General features: G+C 37.6%; 23 protein-coding genes and 1 pseudogene. 2 read left to right on the top strand and 22 right to left on the bottom strand.

What is annotated here, in order from left to right:
* Positions 1 to 192: 192 nt before the first annotated feature.
* The 12 genes from topA to H541_RS0105075 all read right to left on the bottom strand — a co-directional run bounded on the left by topA (position 193) and on the right by H541_RS0105075 (position 12,527).
* Positions 193 to 2,265: a type I DNA topoisomerase gene (topA, locus tag H541_RS0105130; RefSeq protein WP_022796267.1), complete on the bottom strand. Its 2,073-nt coding sequence runs from the start codon at positions 2,263 to 2,265 to the stop codon at positions 193 to 195.
* A gap of 119 nt (positions 2,266 to 2,384) precedes the next feature.
* Positions 2,385 to 3,221 (bottom strand): DNA-processing protein DprA, encoded by an 837-nt coding sequence (dprA, locus tag H541_RS0105125; protein ID WP_022796266.1) that lies wholly within the window; start codon positions 3,219 to 3,221, stop codon positions 2,385 to 2,387.
* A gap of 100 nt (positions 3,222 to 3,321) precedes the next feature.
* Entirely contained in the window at positions 3,322 to 4,122 is an 801-nt protein-coding gene (locus H541_RS0105120; RefSeq protein WP_022796265.1) for a ribonuclease HII, read from the bottom strand.
* Positions 4,112 to 4,996 carry a ribosome biogenesis GTPase YlqF gene (gene ylqF / locus H541_RS0105115; RefSeq protein ID WP_022796264.1) on the bottom strand — a complete coding sequence of 295 codons (885 nt, stop codon included), beginning with the start codon at positions 4,994 to 4,996 and terminating at the stop codon, positions 4,112 to 4,114. The genes H541_RS0105120 and ylqF overlap by 11 nt, the downstream gene beginning before the upstream one ends.
* Positions 4,993 to 5,718 carry a signal peptidase I gene (gene lepB, locus H541_RS11610; protein ID WP_022796263.1) on the bottom strand — a complete coding sequence of 242 codons (726 nt, stop codon included), beginning with the start codon at positions 5,716 to 5,718 and terminating at the stop codon, positions 4,993 to 4,995. Before lepB (H541_RS11610) ends, ylqF begins: the two co-directional genes overlap by 4 nt.
* Positions 5,719 to 5,732: 14 nt before the next feature.
* On the bottom strand, positions 5,733 to 6,257 hold the full coding sequence (gene lepB, locus H541_RS0105105) for a signal peptidase I (RefSeq protein WP_022796262.1): 525 nt from the start codon (positions 6,255 to 6,257) through the stop codon (positions 5,733 to 5,735).
* A 2-nt stretch (positions 6,258 to 6,259) separates the two neighbouring features.
* Positions 6,260 to 7,831 (bottom strand): S41 family peptidase, encoded by a 1,572-nt coding sequence (locus H541_RS0105100; RefSeq protein ID WP_022796261.1) that lies wholly within the window; start codon positions 7,829 to 7,831, stop codon positions 6,260 to 6,262.
* 197 nt (positions 7,832 to 8,028) lie between these two features.
* Entirely contained in the window at positions 8,029 to 8,730 is a 702-nt protein-coding gene (deoD, locus tag H541_RS0105095) for a purine-nucleoside phosphorylase (protein WP_022796260.1), read from the bottom strand.
* Positions 8,731 to 9,218: 488 nt separating this feature from the next.
* The gene (locus tag H541_RS0105090; protein ID WP_022796259.1) at positions 9,219 to 9,455 is read right to left on the bottom strand and encodes a YozE family protein; all 237 of its coding nucleotides are present in this window, start codon (positions 9,453 to 9,455) and stop codon (positions 9,219 to 9,221) included.
* Positions 9,442 to 10,065 carry a DUF2140 family protein gene (locus H541_RS0105085; protein ID WP_022796258.1) on the bottom strand — a complete coding sequence of 208 codons (624 nt, stop codon included), beginning with the start codon at positions 10,063 to 10,065 and terminating at the stop codon, positions 9,442 to 9,444. The genes H541_RS0105090 and H541_RS0105085 overlap by 14 nt, the downstream gene beginning before the upstream one ends.
* A gap of 28 nt (positions 10,066 to 10,093) precedes the next feature.
* Positions 10,094 to 10,576, bottom strand: coding sequence for a dihydrofolate reductase (locus tag H541_RS0105080; protein ID WP_022796257.1), 483 nt, complete (start codon positions 10,574 to 10,576; stop codon positions 10,094 to 10,096).
* A 13-nt stretch (positions 10,577 to 10,589) separates the two neighbouring features.
* Positions 10,590 to 12,527, bottom strand: coding sequence for an ABC-F family ATP-binding cassette domain-containing protein (locus H541_RS0105075; protein ID WP_022796256.1), 1,938 nt, complete (start codon positions 12,525 to 12,527; stop codon positions 10,590 to 10,592).
* 83 nt (positions 12,528 to 12,610) lie between these two features.
* Here H541_RS0105075 and H541_RS0105070 point away from each other — a divergent pair, with 83 nt between their 5' ends.
* The gene (locus H541_RS0105070) at positions 12,611 to 12,916 is read left to right on the top strand and encodes a hypothetical protein (protein WP_022796255.1); all 306 of its coding nucleotides are present in this window, start codon (positions 12,611 to 12,613) and stop codon (positions 12,914 to 12,916) included.
* Between the two features lie 89 nt (positions 12,917 to 13,005).
* Here H541_RS0105070 and lepA read toward each other — a convergent pair whose 3' ends face one another.
* From lepA to truB, 9 genes are all read right to left on the bottom strand, one after another.
* Positions 13,006 to 14,835 (bottom strand): translation elongation factor 4, encoded by a 1,830-nt coding sequence (lepA, locus tag H541_RS0105065; RefSeq protein WP_022796254.1) that lies wholly within the window; start codon positions 14,833 to 14,835, stop codon positions 13,006 to 13,008.
* A 59-nt stretch (positions 14,836 to 14,894) separates the two neighbouring features.
* Complete coding sequence (gshAB, locus tag H541_RS0105060) at positions 14,895 to 17,219, bottom strand: bifunctional glutamate--cysteine ligase GshA/glutathione synthetase GshB (protein ID WP_022796253.1); 2,325 nt, start codon at positions 17,217 to 17,219, stop codon at positions 14,895 to 14,897.
* A 155-nt stretch (positions 17,220 to 17,374) separates the two neighbouring features.
* Positions 17,375 to 18,532: a molecular chaperone DnaJ gene (gene dnaJ / locus H541_RS0105055; protein WP_022796252.1), complete on the bottom strand. Its 1,158-nt coding sequence runs from the start codon at positions 18,530 to 18,532 to the stop codon at positions 17,375 to 17,377.
* Positions 18,533 to 18,553: 21 nt separating this feature from the next.
* Entirely contained in the window at positions 18,554 to 20,401 is a 1,848-nt protein-coding gene (gene dnaK / locus H541_RS0105050) for a molecular chaperone DnaK (protein WP_022796251.1), read from the bottom strand.
* Between the two features lie 22 nt (positions 20,402 to 20,423).
* A complete protein-coding gene (gene grpE, locus H541_RS0105045; protein ID WP_026501630.1) occupies positions 20,424 to 21,047 on the bottom strand; it encodes a nucleotide exchange factor GrpE in 624 nt (207 codons plus the stop codon).
* Positions 21,048 to 21,066: 19 nt separating this feature from the next.
* Complete coding sequence (hrcA, locus tag H541_RS0105040; protein WP_022796249.1) at positions 21,067 to 22,074, bottom strand: heat-inducible transcriptional repressor HrcA; 1,008 nt, start codon at positions 22,072 to 22,074, stop codon at positions 21,067 to 21,069.
* A 228-nt stretch (positions 22,075 to 22,302) separates the two neighbouring features.
* Positions 22,303 to 23,442, bottom strand: a complete 1,140-nt coding sequence (hemW, locus tag H541_RS0105035) for a radical SAM family heme chaperone HemW (protein WP_022796248.1) — start codon at positions 23,440 to 23,442, stop codon at positions 22,303 to 22,305.
* Positions 23,443 to 23,471: 29 nt separating this feature from the next.
* Positions 23,472 to 24,422, bottom strand: a complete 951-nt coding sequence (gene ribF, locus H541_RS0105030) for a riboflavin biosynthesis protein RibF (protein WP_022796247.1) — start codon at positions 24,420 to 24,422, stop codon at positions 23,472 to 23,474.
* A gap of 17 nt (positions 24,423 to 24,439) precedes the next feature.
* Entirely contained in the window at positions 24,440 to 25,330 is an 891-nt protein-coding gene (gene truB, locus H541_RS0105025) for a tRNA pseudouridine(55) synthase TruB (protein WP_022796246.1), read from the bottom strand.
* Between the two features lie 115 nt (positions 25,331 to 25,445).
* On the opposite strand from truB, the gene H541_RS0105020 reads away from it, so the two are divergent.
* Entirely contained in the window at positions 25,446 to 26,291 is an 846-nt protein-coding gene (locus H541_RS0105020; protein ID WP_022796245.1) for a DegV family protein, read from the top strand.
* A gap of 124 nt (positions 26,292 to 26,415) precedes the next feature.
* On the opposite strand, the pseudogene H541_RS13510 reads toward H541_RS0105020, so the two are convergent.
* A pseudogene (locus H541_RS13510) lies at positions 26,416 to 26,684 on the bottom strand (group II intron reverse transcriptase/maturase); the annotation flags it as partial.

Genomic DNA, 26,684 nt, shown 5'->3' with positions numbered 1-26,684 from the left:
ATCATAAATTTGTCTGAAGTTTATTCCGACTTAAGGTTTAGTCTGGCGTTTCTATAGCTATAAGAATAGTGATAAAAAAGGAATGGGAACTAACCCATTCCTCCAGTCGTAATCTCGTTCAAAACGATTCAGATAAAGATAAGCAACAGTGATATTAGGATTAATAATTGTCGCAAGTGTACTGAAGAATTCTTATTGTTGTTTCTCTTCCTCATAATCACCATTAGGACAAATGACTTGCTTTCCACCTCGCGTTTTTTTCTCAACTAAGAAATGGTCACATTTTGGACAATTACGGTTGATGGGTTTATCCCATGACGTAAAGTCGCAATCTGGATAACGGCTACAGCCGTAAAACAAGCGATTCTTTTTGGATTTACGCTCAACGACTTGGCCTTGGTGACACTTCGGACAAGTGACACCGATTTCTTTCACGATTGGCTCTGTATGCCGACATTCTGGGAAATTGCTACAGGCGTAGAACTTGCCATATCTGCCTAGTTTTATCACCATTTCGTGTCCACATTCAGGACATTTAAAGTTTGCTGGTTCATCTTTAATCGTTATTTTTTGGATTTGTTCCTCTGCCTTTTCGACTTCGTTATGGAAAGGTTTGTAGAATTGATCGACTACTTTGACCCATTCTGCTTTTCCTGCCTCAACCATATCAAGCTCTTTTTCCATCTCAGCTGTGAAATTGGTATCCACAATATTAGCAAAATAGCTCTCCATCAAATTATTGACGATTTCGCCCAACTCAGTCGGCTCAAATCTTCTAGCTGCTAACTTGACGTAGTACCTTCTTTGGAGTGTATCTATAGTCGGAGAATATGTTGAAGGTCTTCCAACACCGATTTCCTCTAACGTTTTGATTAAGGTAGCTTCAGAATAGCGAGCTGGTGGTTGTGTGAAATGTTGATTAGGCGTAAATGAATCAAGAGTCAGTTCGTCGCCTTCCAATAGTTCAGGAAGTTTATTCTCTTTATTATTTTTCGATCCGTCGGAATAAACCTTTTGATAGCCAGGAAATAAAACACGGGTTCCGGTTGCTCTAAAAATAATATTTCCTTGTTCAATATCAACCCCAATAGTTTGCAATTGAGCAGGTGTCATTTGGCTTGCTACAAAACGATTCCAGATTAGACTATATAACTTAAACTGATCTTTGTTTAAATAAGATTTAATACTATCTGGTGTTCTAAGGACAGATGAGGGTCTAATGGCCTCATGAGCATCCTGAGAGCTCTGATTATTTTTAGTTTGCTTTGGTTTCTTTAGCGCATAGTCGCTTCCAAATTCTGTTGTAATAAAATCATGTGCTTCGACTTGAGCCGTATGAGAAATTCTTGTTGAATCTGTTCTCATGTAGGTAATCAATCCGACTTGTCCCCCACGACCTAATGATAATCCTTCATATAATTGTTGGGCTACCATCATTGTTTTTCGTGTTCTAAAATTCAGTCTATTACTAGCGTCCTGTTGTAATGAACTTGTCGTGAAAGGAGCATTAGAATTCCGTTTACGCTCCTTTTTGGTAACGGAAGAAACTGTCCATTTTCCAGATTGATCTATTTCGGAAGTAATTTCCTTTACTGATGTTTCGTCACCAAGTTTAACCTTCTTTTGTTTATACTGGGATAGAGCTGCTTCAAATTGAAATCTTCCTTTGCTGAATAAGGCATCAACACTCCAGTATTCTACTGGTTCAAAGGCATTAATTTCCTTTTCACGATCGATGATCAACTTTAAGGCTGTAGATTGCACACGACCTGCGCTCAGGCCTTTTTTAACTTTCTTCCATAGTATAGGTGATAGTGTGTATCCTACCAGTCGATCTAATACTCTTCGAGCTTGTTGTGCATCAACCAAATCCATCTTAATAGCACGTGGATGTTTGAATGCATTTTTGACAGCATCTTTTGTGATCTCGTTAAACTCAACTCTAATTGGAGCTGATGGGTCAAGATCAAGTAGATGAGCTAAATGCCAAGCGATAGCTTCTCCCTCACGATCCGGGTCACTTGCGAGATATACTTTTTCGGCTTTCTTTGCATAACGTCTTAATTCCTTAATAATTGGGCCCTTCCCACGAATGGGAATATAAGATGGTTCGTAGTTATTTGCGACATCAACTGCCATTTTGCTTTTTGGTAAATCCCTTAAATGGCCTTTACTAGCCACAACCTTATAATTCTTACCGAGATAGCGTTCGATAGTTTTAGATTTTGTAGGAGATTCGACAATTACAAGATATTTATATGCCAAGGTAACGCTCCTTTATATTAATTACTTTATATACTTTTGCGACGAGCGACGTTGTAACCGTCCTCTCTATTCGAGAGCCGCTAAAATCGTAATCATATTATGCTACCTCAACACATTTGTCAAATAGTTAAGTCAGAGACGTCTAATAAAGGAGTTGCTCCAGCTTGAATTAATTGATTTGTTCCCACTGATAATCCCGAGTCCATATTTCCCGGTACAGCGAATATATCACGGTTTTCTTGCAAGGCTAGATTTGCAGTGATTAAGCTACCACTTTTTTCTTCCGCTTCTACTATAATTACTTTGGAGGATAATCCAGCAATAATTCGGTTTCGACTAGGAAAGTGATGCTTTCTTGGACTCGTACCTGGAAAATATTCGCTTAATAATAGACCTTTAGTAGCTACATCTAATTGCAGATTTTTGTGGGCAGATGGATAGAAAACATCTAATCCAGTTCCTATTATTCCGATGGGTCTCAACTTGTTTTTCAAAGCCATTCTATGGGACCAGCCATCTACCCCTAATGCTAAACCGCTAATAATAGGAAGCTGGTTTAAGTCTTCGCTCTTGGCAATTTGTGTCAAAATATGAGAGATAGCTCTTTGACCATAAGACGACATTTTACGACTGCCGACCAAAGAAATCCCCTGTTGATTCAATAATGAAGGGTCTCCTTCGTAAAATAAAATGAGTGGTGGTCGATAGATATCCGCCAAAAAGTCTGGATAACGCTCATCTGCAATGCTGATATACGTTGAGCTTTGGTCAATCTCCTCTGCCAATCCCCAATTTAGATGGGTTTTTAAGTGATGAACATAGCATAACTCACGCCATTCACGCCAACTGATAACTGAACGTTCTTGTTTAATCAGTGACAATACTAGTTTGAATTTTTGCTGAATCGGTAATTTTGTTACATGTATGGCCAAAATTAAAAAGTTTAATTGAATCAAAAAATCACTCCTTCCATCTAAAAGATGAAAGAGTGATCATAAACGACGAACAAGAAAGCTTGTTATACTGAAACAGTTGTAATTAGAGGTCTTTTCTATCTCATTTTATACCCTTGTTTGAGCGAAGAGATTGAACAGATGTCATGACTGGACTAAAGGACAGACGATGTATAGGCGTTGCTCCATATAGGCTTAAACCCTGTAGATGCTTCTTTGTACCGTATCCCATATTATGTTGGAAATCGTAATGTGGATAAAGTTCAGCATACTCTTTCATTAACCCATCACGATACTCCTTTGCCAGTATACTGGCTGCGGCAATGGAAACACTTCGTTGGTCGCCCTTGATAAGATCAATTTGTTTTAATGAGATTGGTAGCTTCATAGCATCAGTCAACACCACAGTTTGATCATCAGCAATCGCCATGACCGCCTCAGTCATTGCCATCCGAGTTGCTTCCAGGATGTTATAGTGATCTATAACCTTAGAATCCTTAGCCACAATTTTATAAGCAATGGCTTCTTTCTTAATCCAGTTGACCAACTCTGCCCGTTTAGAATGAGACAATCGTTTGCTATCGTCCAATCCAACATCAACGATATCACCGGGTAGGGCAACTGCAGCTACAACTACAGGACCAGCTAGTGGCCCCCTACCAACTTCATCAACTCCTACAATTTTTGTAGCACCTTTGTTCAGGTAGTGCCCTTCATAATGACGCATATGTCTAAAACGTTCTTCCCTAGCACATTTTTGATCATAAGTTGTATGCCATTGTTGCAATAATTTTTGAACACCCACTCGGTCATCAGATTTTAGTGCACTCAATAATGAGTCTGTAGGGTCTTCGATGGCAGCGAGTTGTTGTTTCAGTTGTTTCAATGTTAGTTTATTCGGCATCTGATTCATTTTCCTCTACAACTATAGTTTCTTTTTCAGGCGGAAGAGCATCAAATGTCATTCGACCTAATTTTCCACTTCTTATATCATAAATGAGTTGGTGACTTGCCTTTTCATAGTCATCACGGTAACCCCTGGTTTTGGCAAGGTCCATTAATAGTTGAGGGAACTCGTCAGAACTCTCAGGAAAGCTTAAAGAATAGATATTAGTAAATGCTTCTTTCTGAGCAGGGGAAAATTGAGAAAGTGCAAATAAGGCAACATCATCTTTATAAAACAGTGAATCTTTTATGGCACCTGTTAGAGCTAACTTTTCTCCCACATATTCAACCTCGAATTTAGGCCATAATATTCCAGGAGTATCTAGAAGTTCAAGATCTTGATTGAGCTTTAACCAACGTTGGGCTTGTGTGACTCCAGGTTTATTAGCTGTTATCGCTTGATTTTTTCCGATCAAACGATTAATCAGAGTTGATTTTCCAGCATTTGGAATACCTAAAATCATCAAGCGAGTTGTTTTAAAATGGACGCCCTTTTCTTTTGCCTTGTCGTGTTTTTCTGCCATTTGTTCTTTGATGGCTACCAATAGATTATCGATACCCTTCCCATTTTTAGCATTAACCAGAATGACCGGTATACCCTTATCTTCATAGTACTGTTTGAAGACCATTGTTTTCTGAGAGTCTGCTAAATCAACTTTGGTGAAAACAATGAGTCTCTTTTTATCCCCTAATAATTCATCAATTTTTGGGTTACGACTACTTATTGGGACCCTAGCATCCAAACACTCAATCACAAGGTCCACTAAATTCAGTTTTTCTTTGGCTTCACGAATCGCTTTTGCCATGTGACCAGGATACCATTGGATAGTCATTTCTCATTCTCCTCTAGGTCGAGCTCTTTATGATAATCTGTTAAGAGCCCAAATTCATTGAGTGGCCAAACTACTAATCTAACAACTCCATGAGCATTTTTCTCGTCAATAAAACCAAAGTTTCTGGAATCATTCGAGTTACTACGGTTATCCCCCAAAACAAATAACTTGCCTTCAGGTACTGTTAATTCTCCCGTTACAGCTATCATCGAGAAATCACCATTGCCATCAAAATTCTGTGATTCATCTGTTGGTTCACTGTTTATAAATTCTTCAGGAACTAATTGGTCGTTGACGAATAGCTTGCCATCAAGATGAGTAATTTCATCTCCTGGAATGCCTATAACGCGTTTAACATACTCTTCATTAGCATCTGGGGCATCAAAGACGACTACATCAAATCTATTGATTGACTCTAATTTATTTGCAAAAACACGCTCGCCGTTTTTAAGAGTTGGGTACATGGAGTCTCCACTGACCCGGTATTGAGCAAAGACGTAAGTTTGTAAAAAGAAGAAGATTACAAATGCAACGACTATTGTTCCAATCCAACTCAATACTTCTCGGATAAAACCATGCTTTTGCGGAACTTTGTCCTTTTCTTTAGTCTTCTTTCCTTTTTTAGAAACTTTCACTTTATGACTCATATTCCGAGATGGTAAATTTTTGACAATGCCACTATCATCTTTTTTTTCTGGTACATCTGATTTTGGATATTTCATCGACAACACTCTTTCTATAGAAATTTAAATGGCATGACTCTAAAAAAGGCTTTTCCAATAATAGTCTCTTTAGGAACAAAACCAAACATACGACTATCATTGCTTGCTGACCGATTATCTCCTAATACAAAATAATGGTTTTCTGGAATGACAGAGTCATCTCCTAGTGATGACATAACAAAGTTAGCAGTATCCTCGGAAATATCAGGGATACCAGTTGCACTATCTTCATCAACAGCTTGATCATCAATATAAAGAATACCATCTTTATAATCAATTTTTTCTCCAGGCAGCCCAATGATTCTCTTGATATAGGTTTGTTGACCGGCATCTTTGAACAATACTATGTCGAATCGGTCTAACTCTCCAATAGTAGCAAAAACAACGGTATCATTGGGATGAAGTGTAGGCTCCATTGACTGTCCAATGATTTGAGAAGGAATAAAGAGCCATAATCGCATAATAATAACTATCAAAAATGATAGAACGACCGCGATAATAGATCTATGCCACCACTTAGATATTAGCCACCGTTTCATCTCTACTTACTCCCTAGTTCTTCTAGTACAGATCGAGCTTTATCTAATTGGGTATCGTTCTCTTTGATTTTATCGCGTAATTTAATCGTCATCTGAGCCGCAGTATCATCATCCAAAGTTCCAGTTACATTTAGGTTGCTATCACGTTGGAAGGCCTCTATAGCAGCTTTTGTAGCATCATCAAATCGAATACTAGGTTCCACATCATAATTGAGAGCAGCTAAAACTTGGTTCAAATTAAGGACTTTTTCGTTCTCTTTCTTATAGGCTATATCTTCATCAGGTGAAACGACTAATAGTGAGGCATAACTAGGTCTCTCTACAACATATTCAGGTTTGATTCCCTTCTTATGAATCCAACTACCATCGGGTGTCAACCATTTTGCGATGGTAAATTTTAGTTCAGTTTTATCGGTAAGATCAAGAACATTTTGAACTGTGCCCTTTCCGAAACTATTGGATCCAACTAACGGGACTTCTCCTGATTGATTGATGGCACCAGCTACGATTTCTGATGCACTGGCAGAACCACCATCGATAAGTGCTACAGTTGGTTCAGTCACTTTAAACTCACCTAAAGCCTCGCTTGCTTTATAAGATTGCTTATCGTGTGATCTAGATTCTATTTCAACAATCGTTTTGTCGTCAGGGACAAACATATTTGAAATCGCAATAGCTTGATCTAATAGACCACCCGGATTTTGTCTTAAGTCGATAACAAAGCGCTTAGCTCCTTGTTCTCTAAGATCTTTAATAGTAGTTTCAAGTTCTTCCGCTGTTGGCCGTGCAAAATTGGTAATTTGGATATAACCAATCGACTTGTCTTGCTCATCTATATTTGCTGTGACTGTTGTCACGGGAATGCTATCCCTGGTTATGGTATAATCTTGGGTTTGACTTCCCCTTTTTATAGTTATCACGACATCTGTGCCTTTTTTGCCCCTAATTTCTTGGACAACTTCGGTCAATGCCTTACCATCTACTGGATTGCCATCGACTGCTGTGATCTGATCATTTGCTTGCAATCCGGCTTTGTCTGCAGGAGTTTCTTTAATAGGTGCAATTATGATGATTTTGCCACCATCCTGAGATAATGTTGCTCCAATACCTTCAAATTCACTATCGGTTGTTTCAGTGAGTGATTGCGTTTGTGTTTCGTCAAGGTATTCAGTATAGGGATCATTTGTAGCAGAAGTCATTCCTGACAGAGCCCCTTTGACAAGGGCATCTTCGTCGATTTTTTCAACATAATTATTGTATAGCGTATTATATATAGTATTTAATTGGTTGATGGCTTCTTCAGAAAGATGTTTCGTTTCAGCATTATCGTTTTCATTAGGTGCTACTAAAGTGCCACTATCCTCACCCTGAGAAGTAGAACCGTTTGACAAGGAAGGGAGATAATAAAATCCCAAAAATGTCCCGAAGGCCACTAGAGAGGTTAGAACAACACCAATAAAAAATTCTCTCCATTGCCACTTTTTAGGTGTTTCTTTATTTACTTTTTTATCAGGATCCTTTTGACTGTTGATATCTTTGTTATTGTCTAAATTGTTATTTGTATTATTTTCCATAATTGAAGCCCCTTTTTGAGACGAGTAACCAAAAGTGATCATCGGTGATTGAACACTATTAGAAGAAATAAAAGAAGTAGCTGTTTGAAGAGTCATCTTATTAAAAATGCTGTCAACTTAAGAGTGGTTTCAACGAAAAGCTACAACTAAATGTAAGGAATGTGTTTAGAAATGCGTTAGATGAAACATTCTCGAGACTAATGCAAAACAGATAAAGCAAGTTTCATCATAGCATTGAAAGTTTTCTCTCGTTCTTCAGAGCTAGTCTCTTCCCCTGTCAAAATGTGGTCACTGATTGTTAAAATTGCTAATGCTTCTCTGTTATATTGAGCCGAAAGTGTATAAAGACCAGCTGCTTCCATTTCCACTGCTAAGATGCCATATTCTGCTAGTTTGTTTTTATCTAGCTCCTGATTATAGAAACGATCAGAAGATAGAACATTTCCAACATGTACAGCCAATTTCTTTTCTTTGGCTAAATGATAGGCTTTATCTAGCAAACCAAAACTCGCGATTGGACTGTAATTGACCTGGTTTAAGAATATATTATTGATGATACTTGAATCGGTTGTTGCTCCCTGGGCCAAAACAATATCTCTAACATGAATATCTTTTTTTAAAGCGCCAGCCGTTCCGACTCTAATGATCTGTTCGACATCGTATGATTGGTAAAGCTCATTGGCATAGATCATTGATGAAGGAATCCCCATACCTGAACCTTGAACGGAGATTTTTTCTCCCTTATACAGTCCTGTATACCCAAACATGTTTCTTACCCGAGTATATTGACTGACATCACTCAGATAGTTCTCAGCAATATATTTGGCTCTTAACGGGTCACCAGGGAATAATACTTTTGGTGCAATTTCGTGCTTTTCAGCTCCTATATGGATGCTCATAAAAAAACTCCTTTAATTGTTGGATAGTATAGAATTAAGTCATAGTGACTTTTATCATAAAAACTTAAATGTGATAAGCCAAGTTGAACTCAATTCATCATAAAAAAGTGCTTCTCAGTAATGCCTAGGTGTCAAAAGAAAACACCCGATACAGTTAACTTTATGAGTGCTCTTCTTTTCATAATCATAGCTAAAATATGTCAATTATTCTAGAAATTAAAATAGATTTAATTTAAATTTAAAGTTGGAGATTAACTGATACCCCTTCAGGAATAAATATTCTTCTTGGTAGAGACAAAAATAAAAACTAAATGTCACCATTACCATGAACGATATATATTTAATTATTTATATGGCAAACGATTTTATCTCTATAAAAATAATACTATAAATATGATTCTTTTGTAAGTATTAAAGCTTACCATATAGTGCTTAAAATCTGATTAATGCAATTGAGATACAGCTTAAATGTGGTTGACCATGAGAGGTCAGTTATGACCACATTCTTCCGTATACTTAGCCCAGATCTTATCAAATACATCGATAAAGATAGAGTACTCAGGGTTCATTTCAAGATAATCGGTGATTGTATGAAAATCACTTGTTTGCTTTGGAAACTGTAAATCTTCATGGACGAGGTTTGCAAATTCAGCAGACTCATCTAAGAAGTGATGTTTATTGCGGTATGACATGACATAATCATAAAATGGCTTATTCAATTTCATTCCCACTTTCTAAATACTCCAGAAGTTGCTCCCAACTGATGTTCATCTCAAACTCGTATCTATTATCTTTTGGATCTATGTTAGTTGCAGAGATGCCTGCTAAAACAGGAATTTCTAGTAAAGAAAAATCTGTCACTAACCGTTGTTCTCCTCTATTATAAGACAGCCATTCAGGTAGCTGATTGCCAATCATTTGAAAGAAAAGATCCTTTGGAACTTCAATTGATCCTATACGGACGTATTCGATTAAAAAACTCATATTACCATCGTCAACACTTGATGGATATGCTTCTATTTGAATAACAGAACTGAGTCCTAGATACTGAACTTCAGTTTCAAGCACCACGTTCGTATCAATTGTACTAAATGATAGGTTCTGTGAGGGATCAATCAAATGGTTTAAAAATTCAACTAACTGCTCCTGCGTTAGATCAATGGTGAAAGACGTTAATCGCGCATCGGAGGAAGGTGCAGGCTCATTTTTATTGCTAGTTTCCGCTGGTTCAGAAGTGACCTTAATGATAAAAAAGGCAATCATCGACACAACAACGACATTAAGAGCCAGCAAAATCCAAAATCCATTTTTGTAAGATAACCATTTTTTTGTCATCATTCTTCTTCCTATTCTTCATTTTCCCTTAGTGTAACGTCTTTCGTTTCCAAACTTGAAAAGTTAAGCGAGTATCATTCTCTCCAATTTCTTCCGTTTGTTTGACCAAATCAAACTTATCGTAATCAATAGGGAGAATGTAAGTATCGGCTGGATAAACACCATCTACAACCGTTCTATAAAGGTAATCTACCTCCTCCAAAAATAACCGAAAAACACTATTACCTCCGATTATAAAAACTGATGTTGTTTTGGCTAAAGCGACTAATTCCTCTTTAGTAATGGGCTTAGCTTCTTTAAAATCATAGTCAGATTGTCTCGTAAAGACATAATTAGCTCTGTTAGGCAATGACCTTTTCCCGATACTTTCAAAGGTTTTTCTGCCCATAACCACAGCATGCCCCATGGTAGCAGTCTTAAAATAGTTCAAATCTTTGGGTTGATGGAAAGGAAGATGGTTGTGATAACCAATACCACCATTTTGATCCTCTGCCCAAATAAAATTTATCATGTGCATTCCTCCATTATTCAAAATAAGGTGCTAACTCTTCCCAACGAGCCATCAGCTGATCTAATTGAGTCGATAGCTCTTTTCTCGTTTCTCCTAAACTCATTTGTTTTTCAAAATCAGTTTGGAAGTCAATCATTTGTTCGTCTAAGGTGCTGATTTTTGCTTCAATCGCTTCTATACGGGCCTCCAACGTTTCCCATTCACGCTTCTCATTATAACTTATTTTTCTCTTTGAAGTTCCGGTCGCGTTTTGGTCGACACTTTTGCTTCCATTCTGAATTTTGGAATCAGAGCTTTTAGAAGATGAGCCGTCCAACACCTCTACCGCATTGTCTTTGGTAGTTTTATCAACTGGTTCAGGTGTATCGGCGATGATCATAGCTGTCGCATCCTTAGTGTTACTCACAAACAAATGGGCTCCATCACTAGTCATTACTAGATTATCAGTGACCACTTGCTCAAGAAAGTAACGATCATGAGATACGACGAATACAATTCCCGGAAACTCTCTAAGGTAAGTTTCAAGTATTGTTAAGGTCTCTATATCAAGGTCATTGGTAGGTTCGTCCAAAAGCAATACATTCGGCTTTAGCATGAGAATGCTAATCAAGTATAGCCTTTTTTGCTCCCCACCAGATAAACGATTAATTAAGGTATGCTGCATTTCTCTCTTAAACAAAAAACGTTCTAATAATTCTGGGATTGAATTGATTTCCTCAGTTGTAGCTTTTTTGTCATAACCGACTTTTTTAAGGTAATCAAGTAAAGAAAGATCTTCAGGTAAATCCTGGTGATGTTGGCGATAATACCCCATCTTGACTGTTTCACCGCTAGTAATTCCAGGTTTTTCTTTAAAAATAGCTGTCAACAAAGAGGTTTTACCAACACCGTTTGTACCAATGATTCCAATCCGTTCCCCTTTTTTAACACTTCTCGTCAAATCTGCCATAATGGGTTTACCATAGGCATTATAGGAGAAATTTTCGAATACGATTCCTTTTTTTCCTAGTCGATCACTTGAGAAATCAAGAGATAATTTTTTTTTTGCAGACGGCTGATTATCTATAGTGTCTTTTAATGTGTTAAATCGCTCTATACGTGCTTGTTGTTTAGTAGACCGAGCTTTAGCACCTTGTCTCATCCAGTCCTGTTCTTTTTTGAAGAGCTGTTTCTGCTTGTGTTCTAAAAGTGCATTTTTTTCTTCCAAATCGTTTTTTTGATTGAGATATGATTGGTAATTCCCGTTAAAAAGCGTTAGCTTTCCGTTTTCTAATAGTAAGATATGTTGGACGACTTGATCAAGAAAATAGCGATCGTGAGTAATCATGATCAACGCCCCTTGATAAGCCTTTAGGTATTCTTCTAGCCAAGTGATAGCTCTAATATCTAAATGATTGGATGGTTCATCTAATAAAAGAAGATCTGATTTATTGAGTAATGCTCTTACTAATGCCACCCTTTTTTGCTGACCACCAGATAAGTCCTTTAACTTTTTGTCTTCAGCCAAAACACCAAGATTGCTCAATAAACGTTTCATTTCAGCTTCATAAGACCAGACATCGTATTTGATAATCAAGGATTCCGCGTTTTGAAACTTTGTAACAAGATCACTGTTGTTTGGATCGGTTTCTAATGATTTTGTGATAGCCTCATATGATTGTAAAATGCGCCCTTTTTTACTACCATTTAACACGAACTCTCTCACAGTTTCATCTGATGAGAAGGCGACATTTTGAGATAAATAGCTGATCGTATAATCATTTGGCTTGATAATATCTCCACTATCCATCGGTTCTTCCCCACTGATGATCTTTAAAAGAGTACTTTTACCGGTCCCATTATGGCCGACTAAAGCAACTTTTTGTCCGGTTGAAATGACCAAATCGACCTCATCTAGTAGTTTTTTTTCTGAATATTGTTTGGAAATGTATTGTAATTCTATTGTTTTCAAGTGATCACCTATTCTAATTCTAATACGATTATTGTACCATGATGCTATAATGATGTAACTCTTTTATGATTGGAGATAGCACTATGACTAACTATTTAGCTCATCTTAATCAAATGGCTAAACTGATGCAAATGATAGACGCAAATAGCAATGAAAAAGCTGCTAGACTCAATTTGCTGGCGGAGTTATTTAATCTGTACTATACCCCGCTATATCAAGAAGCAGTCTCAAGGTATCCAAATCATCCTGCTGCAAATGAACGCCAAATAGAAAACTTATTAGTAGTCTTTACTGACAAAAATAAACTTCCTGTAAGACATATCACTCGTACTGATGGGCCATTAAAAAAGAAATTCTTAAACCCTGGAAATCCTCATAGTAATCATTAAGCCATTAAGCAGTAATAATTAAAAGGGGAAAGCGTCTGCTTCCCCCTTTTGGCAATTTTTTAACTAAATGTCTAAATCAGGTTAATATGTTAAGCATCTGAATTATCATCAAGATTTAAGACAGCCATAAATGCTGCTTGAGGAATTTCAACTGACCCAACTTGTTTCAACCGTTTCTTTCCTTCTTTTTGCTTTTCCAATAGTTTACGTTTCCGTGACACATCTCCACCATAGCACTTTGCTAGTACATTTTTTCTTAAGGCTTTGATAGTAGTTCTGGCTAAAATTTTGTTTCCAATTGCAGCTTGAATTGGGACTTCGAATTGTTGCCTAGGGATCAATGTTTTGAGTTTTTCGACAATTGCCTTTCCTCTATCAAAGGCAAAATCTTGGTGAACAATCGTAGAGAAAGCATCAACCACTTCGCCATTGATTAAAATATCCATTTTTGTTAGTTTGCTTGGTTTATAACCAGACATCTCATAATCGAGTGAGGCATAACCCTTCGTGTTAGACTTCAATGTATCGAAGAAATCAAAGATGATTTCTGCTAATGGCATTTGGTAAATAATAGTAACACGGTATTCATCTAAGTAGTCCATCGTTTGGAATTGGCCCCTCTTACGTTGACAGATCTCCATTACTGCACCGACGTAGTCATTTGGAACCATTATACTCGCTTTTACGAAAGGCTCTTCTATGCTATCTATTTTGGTTTTATCTGGCATATCAGCAGGGTTAGATACTTCGACTTCCTGATGATCAGTTGCTAAAACGTGATAGATAACACTTGGCGCTGTGGTAATAATATCAAGATCAAATTCTCTTTCAAGCCTTTCCTGAACGACATCCATATGGAGTAATCCTAGAAAACCACAACGAAAACCAAATCCTAAAGCTTGGGAGGTTTCAGGTTCAAATTGTAAAGATGAATCATTTAATTGTAACTTTTCAAGAGCTTCTCTGAGGTCATTATATTTTGAAGACTCGATGGGATACAATCCACAATAAACCATTGGATTCATTTTACGATACCCAGCTAAAGCTTCTTTTGCCGGATAATTTGCTAGCGTGACAGTATCGCCAACTCTTGTATCCTGAATTGTCTTGATGCTAGCGGTTATATATCCCACATCACCAACCATAAGATAATCTCTCTTTAATGCTTTCGGTGTCATAACTCCGACTTCTACAACTTCAAATTCTTTATTATTACTCATTAGTTTGATCGTATCACCTGGTTTAACGATACCATTCTTAACACGAATACTAAGAACCACACCTCTATAAGCATCATAAGTAGAATCAAAAATCAGTGCTTGTAACGGTTGATTGATATCTCCTTCAGGAGCTGGTATTTTATGAACAATCTGCTCAAGAATTTCTGGAATGCCAACGCCGGTTTTGGCACTAGCCAATACGGCTTCTGATGCATCAATCCCAATGACATCCTCAATTTCTTGCCGAACCTTCTCGGGTTCAGCAGCAGGTAAGTCAATTTTATTGATAACAGGAATTATCTCCAAATCATTATCAATGGCTAAGTACACATTCGCTAAGGTTTGGGCTTCTATTCCTTGTGCGGCATCAACGACTAGAATGGCTCCTTCACAAGCCGCAAGGCTACGAGACACTTCATAAGAAAAATCGACATGTCCAGGGGTATCAATCAGATGGAAAATGTAAGTTTCACCATCACTTGCTTTATAAGCCAATTCTACTGCATTTAATTTTATCGTGATGCCACGTTCTCTTTCTAGGTCCATCGAGTCAAGTAATTGGTCTTGCATCTCTCTGTCCGATACCGTATCAGTTTGTTGTAAAATTCGATCAGCTAAAGTTGATTTTCCATGATCAATATGGGCAATGATCGAAAAATTTCTGATTCGTTTTTGTCTTTCTCTTAAATCTTCAGTCATTATGATGATCGCTCACTTTCCTCTTCATCAATCAATTATAACAATTATAGTACCCTTTGTCATTGATACTCTGGGAATAAGGCGTTGAGTATGGCATGTGCGACATCACGAGATTTACCAATTGCTGGAAAGATGTGCATCGACATCATGGGATTAAAGTTAGCCTCTATTATGGCGTATGGCAGATTGCCAGGCACCCTCACCTGATTAAGTTGTTCCGTTTTTTTTGGTATATCGATAATCATATCCACACCACAAATTTTGGCGTTTAAGGTTTGAGCAGCTTTTACAGCAATTTCTTTATAAAAGTCAGGAATAAAATCGGTCATGTCAACAGAGTCTCCTCCTGTGGATATGTTAGAATTACGTCTCAAATAGACGACTTTATCTTTAGGAGGAACAGCATTGAGAGAAGAATACCCTTGCTTTTTAATTTCTGCTAATACCGAGTCATCAATAGTGATTTTGACCAATGGCTTTTCATGTTCGTTCCCTCTGAGTAAGCTACTATTTTTTGTAGAGATTAGAGAGTTGATTGCGTTTTTCCCATCTCCAATAATATGAGCTGGCACCCTTTTTAGCACTGCCAGTACGTGATTATTCAAGACAAAAAAGCGAAATTCCGTCCCGGGTTGGAATAGTTCAATAATAACCTGATCATCATAGTTAAAGGCATGTGTCAAAGCTATCTCAAATGACTGTTTACTGTCCTCTTCTAATCCCTCTAGTATGCTGATTCCTAGTCCAAAATTGGTAGATTTAGGTTTTATAACAATTGAGTTATGGCACCAAGATGGAAAGGACTGTCGGGCTATATCTTCATTGTCATATAGTTGACCAATTGGGACATGGATGGCATTTTCGGCTAGTAGCTTCTTAGTGACAACTTTGTTAGCCATTAACAGTGGCGTAATGTAATTATCCAAGCTAGTCATATTACCATCTTTAACGTATTCAATGTGATTCTTATAGCCAAGACGCAATATTTGATCAGATCTATCGATGACTTCAATCGTCAATCCAAGTCTAATAGCATCCATCATTATCGCTTGGGTTGATAGCTCTAAATCTTGAAAACCAGGAAGTTCATAGTAGGTTTCCTTGATTTTATTCTTTTGTATAAAACTATCTTTTGCTATTTTTTCTAGATCAGAAAAATCATCCATAACTGCATAAGCAGGGGTCAGACTAACATCTTCTATACGTTCCTCGCAAACTTCTAGTACTTCTTTCATGATGTGTAACGTTGTCGTTGCTATGCCATCCGCTACGATTTCTAACATTTCTCGCATTTGAGATAGAATCGTCCGTGCCTCCCCCATTAAATTTGGATCAAGTGGAGTAGAAGGAGTGCTTAGAGCTACTTTTTCTAGTTTTTTCTTATATGTAGAAATTTTAGTAACATCATAGCTTAACGTGTCAGTTAATAAAAACAATAAGAACAAATGCGTAAAATATAGTTGAGACGAGCTGATTCCTAAGGGATCATAAGGATCTACATCTATTTGTCTAAATTCAATATACTTGATGCCATCAGTAACAACATCAGTGATAGAGTCGGCCCCTCTAAACCGAATAGGTTCATAAAGCTCCTTTTCTGCTACCAAATGCCCTTCTTTAACATATGATGTTAATTGTTTGGCAAACTCTGCCAGTGATTGGTAATCAAAATGAATAGAAGAATCGTTCACATAGCCGTATTTGCTCGAACGTAGGGAACGTACTGGTAATTTTGGTAGTTGTGCATGAGCTAATTCAAAAAAGTCTTTATGAGTTATAGGTGTTGCAGCAAATAAATAAACGTAAAACCATTGATACATCTGGTAGTGTTGTGCAATCTTAAAATAACAATCGTTTTGAAATGACTTAAAAGAAGAGTACTTCGAGTCAGTCATTTGAGTTAAGGAGTAGAGTCTCTTTAGTAATTCGTTATCTAGTCCAACATTAAAATGAATACCACTGATCAATTGTCTTGTCTTTCCATAGCGTTTGATCAGATACTTTCTATAATCAACTTCTCGTTCATCTTCTAATTGAGACACTCGTAAGTCACTTAGGCCCTTATAAGAATAAGGCATACTGAGAGGCCAAATCGATTCATCATCGTCCAGATTTCGATAACCAACAGCCGTAATTGCAGACAACCACTCTAGTGTAGCCTTTACAGAATGACAAGTTGGCGTAATAAATTCTAATTGTGATTCAGCAAAATCCGTTTGTATAAAGGGATGCTGGCTTCTATTTCCTAAACTTGTCGGATGTGAAGTTTGAGCTATATTCCCGTCTTCTGTTATTCTTAGTCCTTCTCGTTCAATCCCGAATGTCCCTTTAAACCACCGAGATTTTGCGATAGGATCACGTTTGATTAAATGTAAAATGTCCACAGTCATTACTCCTCATTTTTAACAACTAAAATTTATTACTCTTAGTTTATCAGATGAAAGCTTGATATAGAAAGGATACAACTCAAAAAAAGTAATGCAAACCAATATGAGTTCACATTACTTTTTTTAATTTAACTATAAGTGTGCATCAAGCCTTATTTTTTATTCCAATACCTCTTCATTTTATCAAAAAAGTTGGATTCTTCTTCACTAACTTGATTGCCCATTGTTTTACCATATGCTCTTAGAGCTTCTTTTTGCTCATCATTCAACTTCTTAGGTGTCATGACCTTGATAGTGACATGTTGATCACCATTTTGGTTTCCTCTCAATTTAGGAGCACCTTTGCCATTCAGTCTAAGGCGAGCGCCACTTTGGATGCCAGCGGGTATTTTCATCTTTATCGGACCATGAACAGTAGGAACTTCTACTTCGTCACCCAAGGCAGCTTGAACAAAATTAATTGGTAAAGTAAAGTATATTTCCGAACCATTACGTTCAAAAATGTCACTTTTGGCTACTCTAAATATGACATATAAGTCACCATAAGGACCACCATTTTTACCAGCTTCACCTTGACCGCTTAACCGCATTTGGTGACCATCTTCGACACCAGCTGGTATCGTAACAACCACTTTATGTTGTTCTTCTACATGACCTGTACCATGGCAGGTAGGACATTTTTCTGTTATTTCTTGCCCCGTGCCATGACAGACATCACAAGTAGTTTGTGTCATTACTCGGCCAAATGGCGTATTTTGCTCAACATTTATCACACCACTCCCGTGGCATTTATGACACGTTTTTGGAGAAGTACCAGGTTTTGCACCTGTACCATTACACGTTTTACAGACGCCATGGCGGTGATAATGTAGCGTTTCTTTCTTACCAGAAATGGCTTCTTCAAAGGATAGATCAATGACATATTGTAAATCTTGTCCTCGTTGAGGCGCATTTGGATTACGAGTCCTTCCGCCTCCTCCACCAAAGAACGTGTTAAAGATATCATCAAACCCACCAGTAAAACCACCACCGTTGAATCCACCAAACCCATCAAATCCACCATTAGCGCCACCGCTCCTAAAATTAGGATCAGTAGCAGCGTGACCATATTGATCATAGGCTGCTCTTTTTTGAGCGTCACTAAGACATTCATAGGCTTCGGAAACTTCTTTGAACTTTTCCTCAGCACCGGGCTCTTTATTGATGTCAGGATGGTATTTTTTTGATAACTTGCGATACGCTCGTTTGATATCTTGGTCAGAAGCATCTTTGGCAACACCTAAGACTTCATAGTAATCTCTCTTTGCCATTAAATTGCCTCCTCAAGTATATTATTTGTCGTCGACTTCTTCAAAGTCAGCATCCACTACATCATCGTCACCCTTTGAAGCGGCTTCTTCTGCAGCTTTTTCTGCTTCAGGAGATTGTCCTGCTGCAGCATCTTTTTGAGCTTGTTCATAAAGCTTGACTGACAGATTTTGAACAATTTCGTTCAAGGCATCTTTTTTAGCTTTAATGTCGTCTACATTATTTGCTTCCAATGCAGCCTTTAAGTCATCTCTAGCTGTTTCAGCCTTCTTTACTTCAGCATCATCGACTTTACCTTGAAGTTCTTTCAATGTTTTATCGACTGTAAAGACTAGTTGGTCAGCTTCATTCTTCAAATCGACTTCTTCTTTACGTTTCTTATCTGCTTCTTCATTAGCTTCAGCATCTTTCACCATACGATCGATTTCTTCATCAGATAATCCAGAAGTAGATTTAATCGTGATGGCTTGTTCTTTTTGGGTTCCTAAATCTTTGGCACGAACATTTACGATACCATTCTTGTCGATATCGAAAGTAACTTCGATTTGTGGAACACCACGAGGAGCAGCAGGAATATCTGTTAATTGGAATCTACCCAATGTCTTATTATCGGCTGCCATTGGACGTTCACCTTGTAAGACATGGACATCAACTGCTGGTTGATTATCAGCTGCTGTAGAGAAGACTTGTGATTTACTTGTTGGGATTGTCGTGTTGCGATCAATTAGTTTCGTAAACACACCACCCATGGTTTCAATACCTAGTGACAATGGAGTTACATCTAGCAATACTATATCTTTAACATCACCAGAGATGACACCACCTTGAATAGCGGCACCCATTGCGACTACTTCATCAGGATTTACTGATTTATTTGGTTCTTTGCTCGTTTCACGTTTTACAGCGTCGACTACTGCTGGAATACGTGTTGACCCACCAACCAAAATGACTTCATCAATATCGCTAGGTTTTAAATTAGCATCTTTTAAAGCTTGGCGAACAGGATTTTTTGTACGATCGACTAAATCCTCAGTTAATTGGTCAAATTTAGAACGTGTCAATGTTTTTTCGAGATGCAAAGGACCGGTCTCTCCAGCTGAAATGAATGGTAAGCTGATTTGAGTTTGAGTAACACCGGACAAATCTTTTTTAGCTTTTTCGGCAGCGTCTTTAAGTCTTTGCATTGCCATCTTATCTTTAGATAAGTCGATACCATTTTCTTTTTTAAATTCAGCTACGAGATAATCGATAATCTTGTTGTCAAAGTCATCTCCACCTAAGTGGTTATCCCCTGCTGTAGACAATACGTCAAATACGCCATCACCTAATTCAAGGATAGAAACATCAAATGTTCCACCACCAAGGTCAAATACCAAGACTTTTTCTTCCGTATTCTTTTTATCTAAGCCATATGCTAGAGCAGCTGCTGTTGGTTCATTGACGATACGTTCAACTTCTAATCCAGCAATCTTTCCGGCATCCTTAGTTGCTTGACGTTGCGCATCATTAAAGTAAGCTGGCACAGTAATAACAGCTTTTTCAACTTTATCACCTAAATAATCTTCAGCATATCCCTTAATATATTGTAGAATCATTGCTGAAATTTCTTGTGGTGTATACGATTTGTCACCAACTGTTACTTTGTAGCCACTTTCTCCCATATGACGTTTGATAGAACTAACAGTATCAGGGTTAGTAACAGCTTGACGTTTTGCAACTTCACCAACTTGAATCTCGCCATTTTTAAAAGCGACAACAGATGGTGTTGTACGGTTACCTTCTGGGTTAGGGATAATTTTTGCTTCATTACCCTCTAGTACTGCTACTGCTGAATTTGTCGTTCCTAAGTCTATACCTATTATTTTACTCATGTTCTATGATCTCCTTTATGTTTTATTGCGTTACGATAACCATTGCAGGACGAATCACTCTGTCCTTCAATATGTAGCCCTTTTGTAGGACTTGGCAAACCACATCGCTCTTTTGACCTTCACTGGCTGGCATGGTTTGTACTGCTTGATGATACTTAGGGTCAAATGGTTCACCCAATGGGTCAATCACTTCAATTCCCTCATCTTTAAAAGCTTTGACGATAGAGTTTTGTACCATTTCAAGTCCCTTCACCAAATTATCGAGGTGATCGACAGCAGGTTTTATCTCTAACGCGCGTTCAAGATTGTCAATGGCTGGCAACAACTCGGTTGCTAAGGTCTGTGATCTATATTTTGCGTTGTCTGACCGCTCTTTAGCGTTTCTTTTTTGAATATTTGCTAATTCAGCTGAAACACGTAAAATTTGATCTTCCAACCTTTCGTTTTCTTCTTTAAGCTTGTTTAACTCATCTGAATCAACTGACTTAGGTGAGAATTTGGCATCTTCTGTAAGAGCCTCATTAGACTTTGAAGGGTTAGTCTCAGATGTAAAAGTTTGGTCTGTTTTTGTTGTATCCACCTTAGGCGTTGATTCATTTGTTTCTTTATTATTTTTTTCTGATTTTTCAGAAGTGTGATTGGTCACTTCATCATCTCCTTTATAGCTATTGTTTGTCATTAAAATGATTTTCTATAAAACGCATCATTGTAATCAATTGCGAATATGGCATATTTACCGGTCCGATAACTGCCATGAGCGCATCTTCAGTTTCATTTAGGTGATATCTGGCAGATATGACAGAGAAATCAGTCAAATCTGCTAATCCAATCTCTTTACCGATTTTTACTTGTAGTGGTTGATTGATAGCTACAAGTTGTGTCAACTCTTCTTCGTCCTCTAACAGCCGATAGACTCGTTTGATTCGGGAAATATCGTCACTAGAATCGAGAATATGTTGTCGACCTGAGATATGGATATAATCATCAGATGCGATACTAAAATAATGATACAATTGTTTAATCAATCTGGTTAATGACTGCTCATCAGCCATGTTCATCGATGAAAGCCAGACTTTGATATTTTGTTGCCCTACTCTTGTAGAATAATTAATCAAAAGCGCTTGTAATTGCTTTTCAGCTAATTGAATCGTTTTATTGTCAAATGATTCCTTGAAGACTGCAAGCCTTTGCTTGATGGTTCCATTGTCTAGTAACACTATCAACAAGAGTTTATCAGAATCTACTGCGATCAGTTTAACGTTATAAATCGACGGTTCGTCTAATTTTGTCCCAACTAATACTGTTGTAAAATGGGACAACTGTGCTAACAAATCAGCCGTTCTCAAAGCAAATTCAGCATGATCACTCGATTGTTGGTCAAACCAATCTGCTAGGAACACCATTCTGTCAAATGGCTTCTCAGAATCTTCGGTTGGTAATATGTGATCGATATAGTAACGATAGCCACTTGTTGAAGGTAGCCTACCAGATGACGTATGGAACTTCTCGAGAAAACCTAGAGACTCCAATTGCATCATCTCATTACGAAGAGTGGCAGAACTAACATTCAAATCTCCTTTTTCCATCAATGTTTTAGATCCGATGGGTTCTCCAATCTCATAATACAATTGAATAACCAATTGTAATACATGGATTTGTCTTTTGGTTAACACTACACTCACCTCTTTTTAGCACTTGAACAGGCTGAGTGCTAACCCTGATAATAAGATAACACCGTCTTTGCATAATGTCAAACCAAAAGGCTATTTTTTATAGAATAATTTTACTGTGTGCTAACGTTACTGTATAAAGCTTTTAAATGACATCATAATAGGAAAATTTGAATTTAAATCTAGTTCGTAATTGAGAGAAATCACAAGAATACTTCTAGCTATATCTCATTATCGATCAAGTAGCATAAACTCAGAAAAAACATCATTGCCAAGAAAGATACCTCGTCGAGTCAATGCGAGATGATCACCATCTAAAGTAATGAGATCTTTTTCCAATAACTGACTGATTTCATCCCCATACAACTCTCCTATCGACTGACCGAATTTCTTTTCAAACAAAGAAATAGAAACACCTTCCATTTGTCTTAAACCTAAGAAAAAGAACTCTTCAATCTTCATTTTTTGACTAAGAGGGAGTGTATTGAATATTGGTAACTCATGCTTTTGTAACGGCTCCATATAATGGTTGATTGGACCTAAGTTTTGGTACCTGGTGCCATCTAGAAGACCATGTGCACCAGCTCCAAAGCCGTAATAATCTTCGCCATTCCAATAGGCTTTATTGTGAGTACTTTGAAAGCCAGCTTGAGCAAAATTGCTAATCTCGTAATGCTGTTTACCTGCATTTTCCATAGATTCAATGGCCATTTCGAACATATCTGCTTCGATATCCTCGCTAGGAAGAGGTAGTTTACCTTGTCTCATCAAATTATAGAAGACCGTTTTTTGCTCTAAAATCAATGAATAAATGGCATAGTGTGGCAAGTCTAGCTCTAACGCTTTTGTCAACGAATCCTGAAAATCTTCTAGCGTTTGGTTCGGTAATCGGTAAATCAAATCTATTGAAATATTATGAAAACCTATCTGTTCAGCGAGATTGATTGCCTTGTACACCGTATCGCACCGATGAATTCGGCCTATTTTTTTGAGTAAGTCATCATTGAACGATTGAACACCAAAACTTAAGCGATTGACGTTATTTCTTTTAAAACAAGTCAATAAGTCGTTAGTTGCATTATTAGGGTTGCATTCAATGGTAAACTCTCCACCTCTGCGGAGTGGAAGATAGTTTCTAATGCCATCAAAAAGAACCTCAAACTGCTTCACAGATAAAGCAGTTGGGGTTCCTCCTCCAATATAGATCGATTTGAGAGGTAAAATCGTTTCTCTTTCGTTCCAAAGTCTGAATTCTTCGATTAGTAAGTTAACGTAATCGTCGACTGGTTGTCCCTCGATAAACACTTTATTGAAGTCACAATAATAGCAAATTTGTTCGCAAAAAGGAATATGGATATAGGCACTGGTCATAATGGTCTCCTTCAGCAACGTTTGGCATTTTAATAGTTCGCTTGTTCCTTTAAAAACGCAGTGGCATCTCGCTCGTCCTGATGCATTTGTGCAATCAAGTCATCAGCCGTTTCGAACGCGACTTGTGAGCGTAAATAGTTCAAAAACTGCACTCTAATTACTTTTCCATAAATCATTTTGGAAAAATCAATAATGTAGATTTCAACAGTTTGTTCTCTCCCTCGTTCAAATGTTGTATTTCGTCCAATCGATGCGACACCACCATACCAGTGTCCCTCTACTAAAACGGTCACAGCGTATACACCTTCTCTTGGTATAATAGCCTTTGGATCCAACTCCATATTAGCCGTTGGAAATCCTAATAGGTGTCCACGATGATCGCCATGAATGACTTTTCCGACAAGTTCATAAGGATAGCCTAGCATTCGATTTGCATTCGCCATATCCCCATCATTTAAAAATTCTCTAATGCGTGTGGAACTAATTTTACCATTTAGAAGTCGTTCTTCGGGAATAGTGACAATATCAAACCGATTATCGGCATATTTTGGTAATAAAGGCATATTTGCGATTTCTTTTGGACCATAAGTATAATCAAATCCAGCAACAACTGTATCGGCATGTAGTGCGACAATATATTGGCTGACAAACTCGACAGGTTTCAAATGGGCAAATTTTTTCGTGAAGGCTACTTCGTAGTAAATATCGACGTGATTATCTGCTAATAATTCTAACTTACGTTGCTCAGGAGAAATATACCGAATTTTATGTTCATCCACATTTTGAAATACGATAGCTGGATGGCGGTCAAAACTCATCAACGCTAGTTTGATGCCTTTACGTTTGGCAATGGTTAACCCAGTTTTAATGACTCTTTGATGTCCTCTATGTAGACCATCAAAGAAACCAAGGGCGAGTACAACAGGTTCATTTGGAATGATGGATGGGTCATATGGATGCTTTAGTTTTATAACTTTCATGCGATTATTCCTCTCACTTATATAAACATTTTTAAAGGCTTGATTAAATGGTCTTTAGTAGGGTGATGATCATAGACGGCAACGGGTTTTCCACTCTTAGTAAACACAAATGGGAAATCTTGTATGGAAATATCAGCAATCTCAATGGTGCCACCGTTTATAACAATTGTCTCTAAGTTACTTGGAATTTCTTTTCTGTGAAATTTTTTGAGCGCCTCGTCTATTGGTAGGAGGTACCTAGGCGGCTCCTTTTCAAACTCCTCTAGTCTGACAGATTGATCTAAATCAAAGCCGCCACTTTCTGTCCTCATTAAATAAGACATCGTTGCAGGGAATCCGAGTTTCTGACCTAAATCGACTAACAAGGTTCTAATATATGTCCCTTTTGAACAAGTTACAATGATATCGAAAGATGCCGTTTTATCTTTATCATCATAATGTATCGTTGAAGTACGATTAAATTGATAGATATGTGCTTTTCGGCGAGGCCTTTCCACGACTTGGTTATTTCTGGCATATTCATAAAGTTTTTTACCCTTCACTTTCACCGCAGAATAATACGGTGGTATTTGAATAATATCACCAACCATGCTTTTGATGGCATGATCAACAATAGATTCGGAAAACGGATGTTCTACTGCTCTACGATCAATAATTTTACCTTCTATATCTTCAGTTTCGGTAGCTATACCGATCAATACTGTTCCCCTATAAGTCTTTGGATAATCTAAGAGATATTCTAGTGTTTTGGTTCCCTTTCCTATACCTAATGGCAATACTCCCTCTACCATTGGGTCAAGAGTTCCAGAATGTCCAACCTTTTTCGTTTTCAGAATGCGACGGACACGATTAACACAGTCATGACTTGTCATTCCCTTTCCTTTATATAGGACAACCAATCCATCCATAATATCCTCTCCTTGCTCATACTAGTTGAGTATACCATAAAATAATGTTCAATGGCTGTACAGTAAGATTGATTAATGTGGTAAAATGTCAGTAATAAGGTAAAGGAGTTTTCAAATGACTGCCATAAAAATAGTAACGGATTCAACCGTCGATTTAACTGATGCTGAATTGAAGAAACTTGATTTGACGATTGTACCTTTAAATATCAATTTCGAACACGAAAATTTTATTGATGGTGTGACCATTACCAAAGAAGAATTTATTAAAAAGATGTCAGAGTCTCAGACGTTACCAAAAACGTCTCAACCCTCTATCGGTGAGTTTGTCGAAGTGTACAATGATTTAACTTCAGATGGTAGTACGGTCATCTCTATTCATTTGACGGATGTCATCAGTGGGACAATCAATGCGGCGCAACAAGCTGCTCAGTTAGCTGATGGCGATGTACGAGTCATCAATTCAAAAATGACATCAAGAGGGTTAGCGCGCCAGGTGTTAAGAGCGTGTGAATTGTCGCAGACTGACGCTAGCGTATCTGAGATTTTAACAGAGATCCAGAAAGTACATGATAAAACATTTCTATATTTGGATGTCATCCATTTGGATAATTTAGTAAAAGGTGGTCGAATATCTAAAGCTGCAGGATTGATCAGTAATTTATTGAACATCAAGGTGTTTATGCAACTAACTGATACAACTCTAGTCACTATAGGTAAAGGACGAGGAATGAAAGTGGTTCAAAAACACTTTGACCTTTTACGTAAGGATTACCTATCATCTGGAAAAGCGATCAAGGCCATCGATTTTGCCCATGCAGGACTCTCACAATTCAACCAAGCTATTATCGATAGCTATAAAAAGTCTTTCCCAAATATCCCTATTACTGTTACATTCACTAGCCCAGTTATTACGACACATACTGGTGCAGATGCAATGGCGATCATAATAGAAGAATTATAATAAAGCAACACTAAGTGCCTAGATAAGATAACACCTTGGTTAGATTACCTAACTAATCGAGTAGGAGGAGCCTCACGGCTCCGACCTCTCACACCACCGTACGTACGGATCCGTATACGGCGGTTCAATATCTTGCGTAAGCAGACTCTACCATTTCGCTTAGGGATACTAAGCCCCAGTGGTGGAGTCTTTCGTTTGTAAGGGCCCAGTGAACCTCTGGTGATTTAGATAATCTCCAGTATTTCTTTCTGGAATAACCGATTCTTTTGGCACTATCTAAATTTAATCCATATTTTAATAACTTCGTTATTTTTGTTTTTGGTAGTTTCCATCTTTTGAGAATAAGCTGTCTGATTCTGTGATGTATCCAAGGTTCTATTTCTTTCTGAATAA

Origin of the sequence: Bavariicoccus seileri WCC 4188 (genome assembly GCF_000421665.1) — a bacterium.
Classification (GTDB): domain Bacteria; phylum Bacillota; class Bacilli; order Lactobacillales; family Aerococcaceae; genus Bavariicoccus; species Bavariicoccus seileri.
This window is presented reverse-complemented; position numbering and strand designations above follow the sequence as displayed.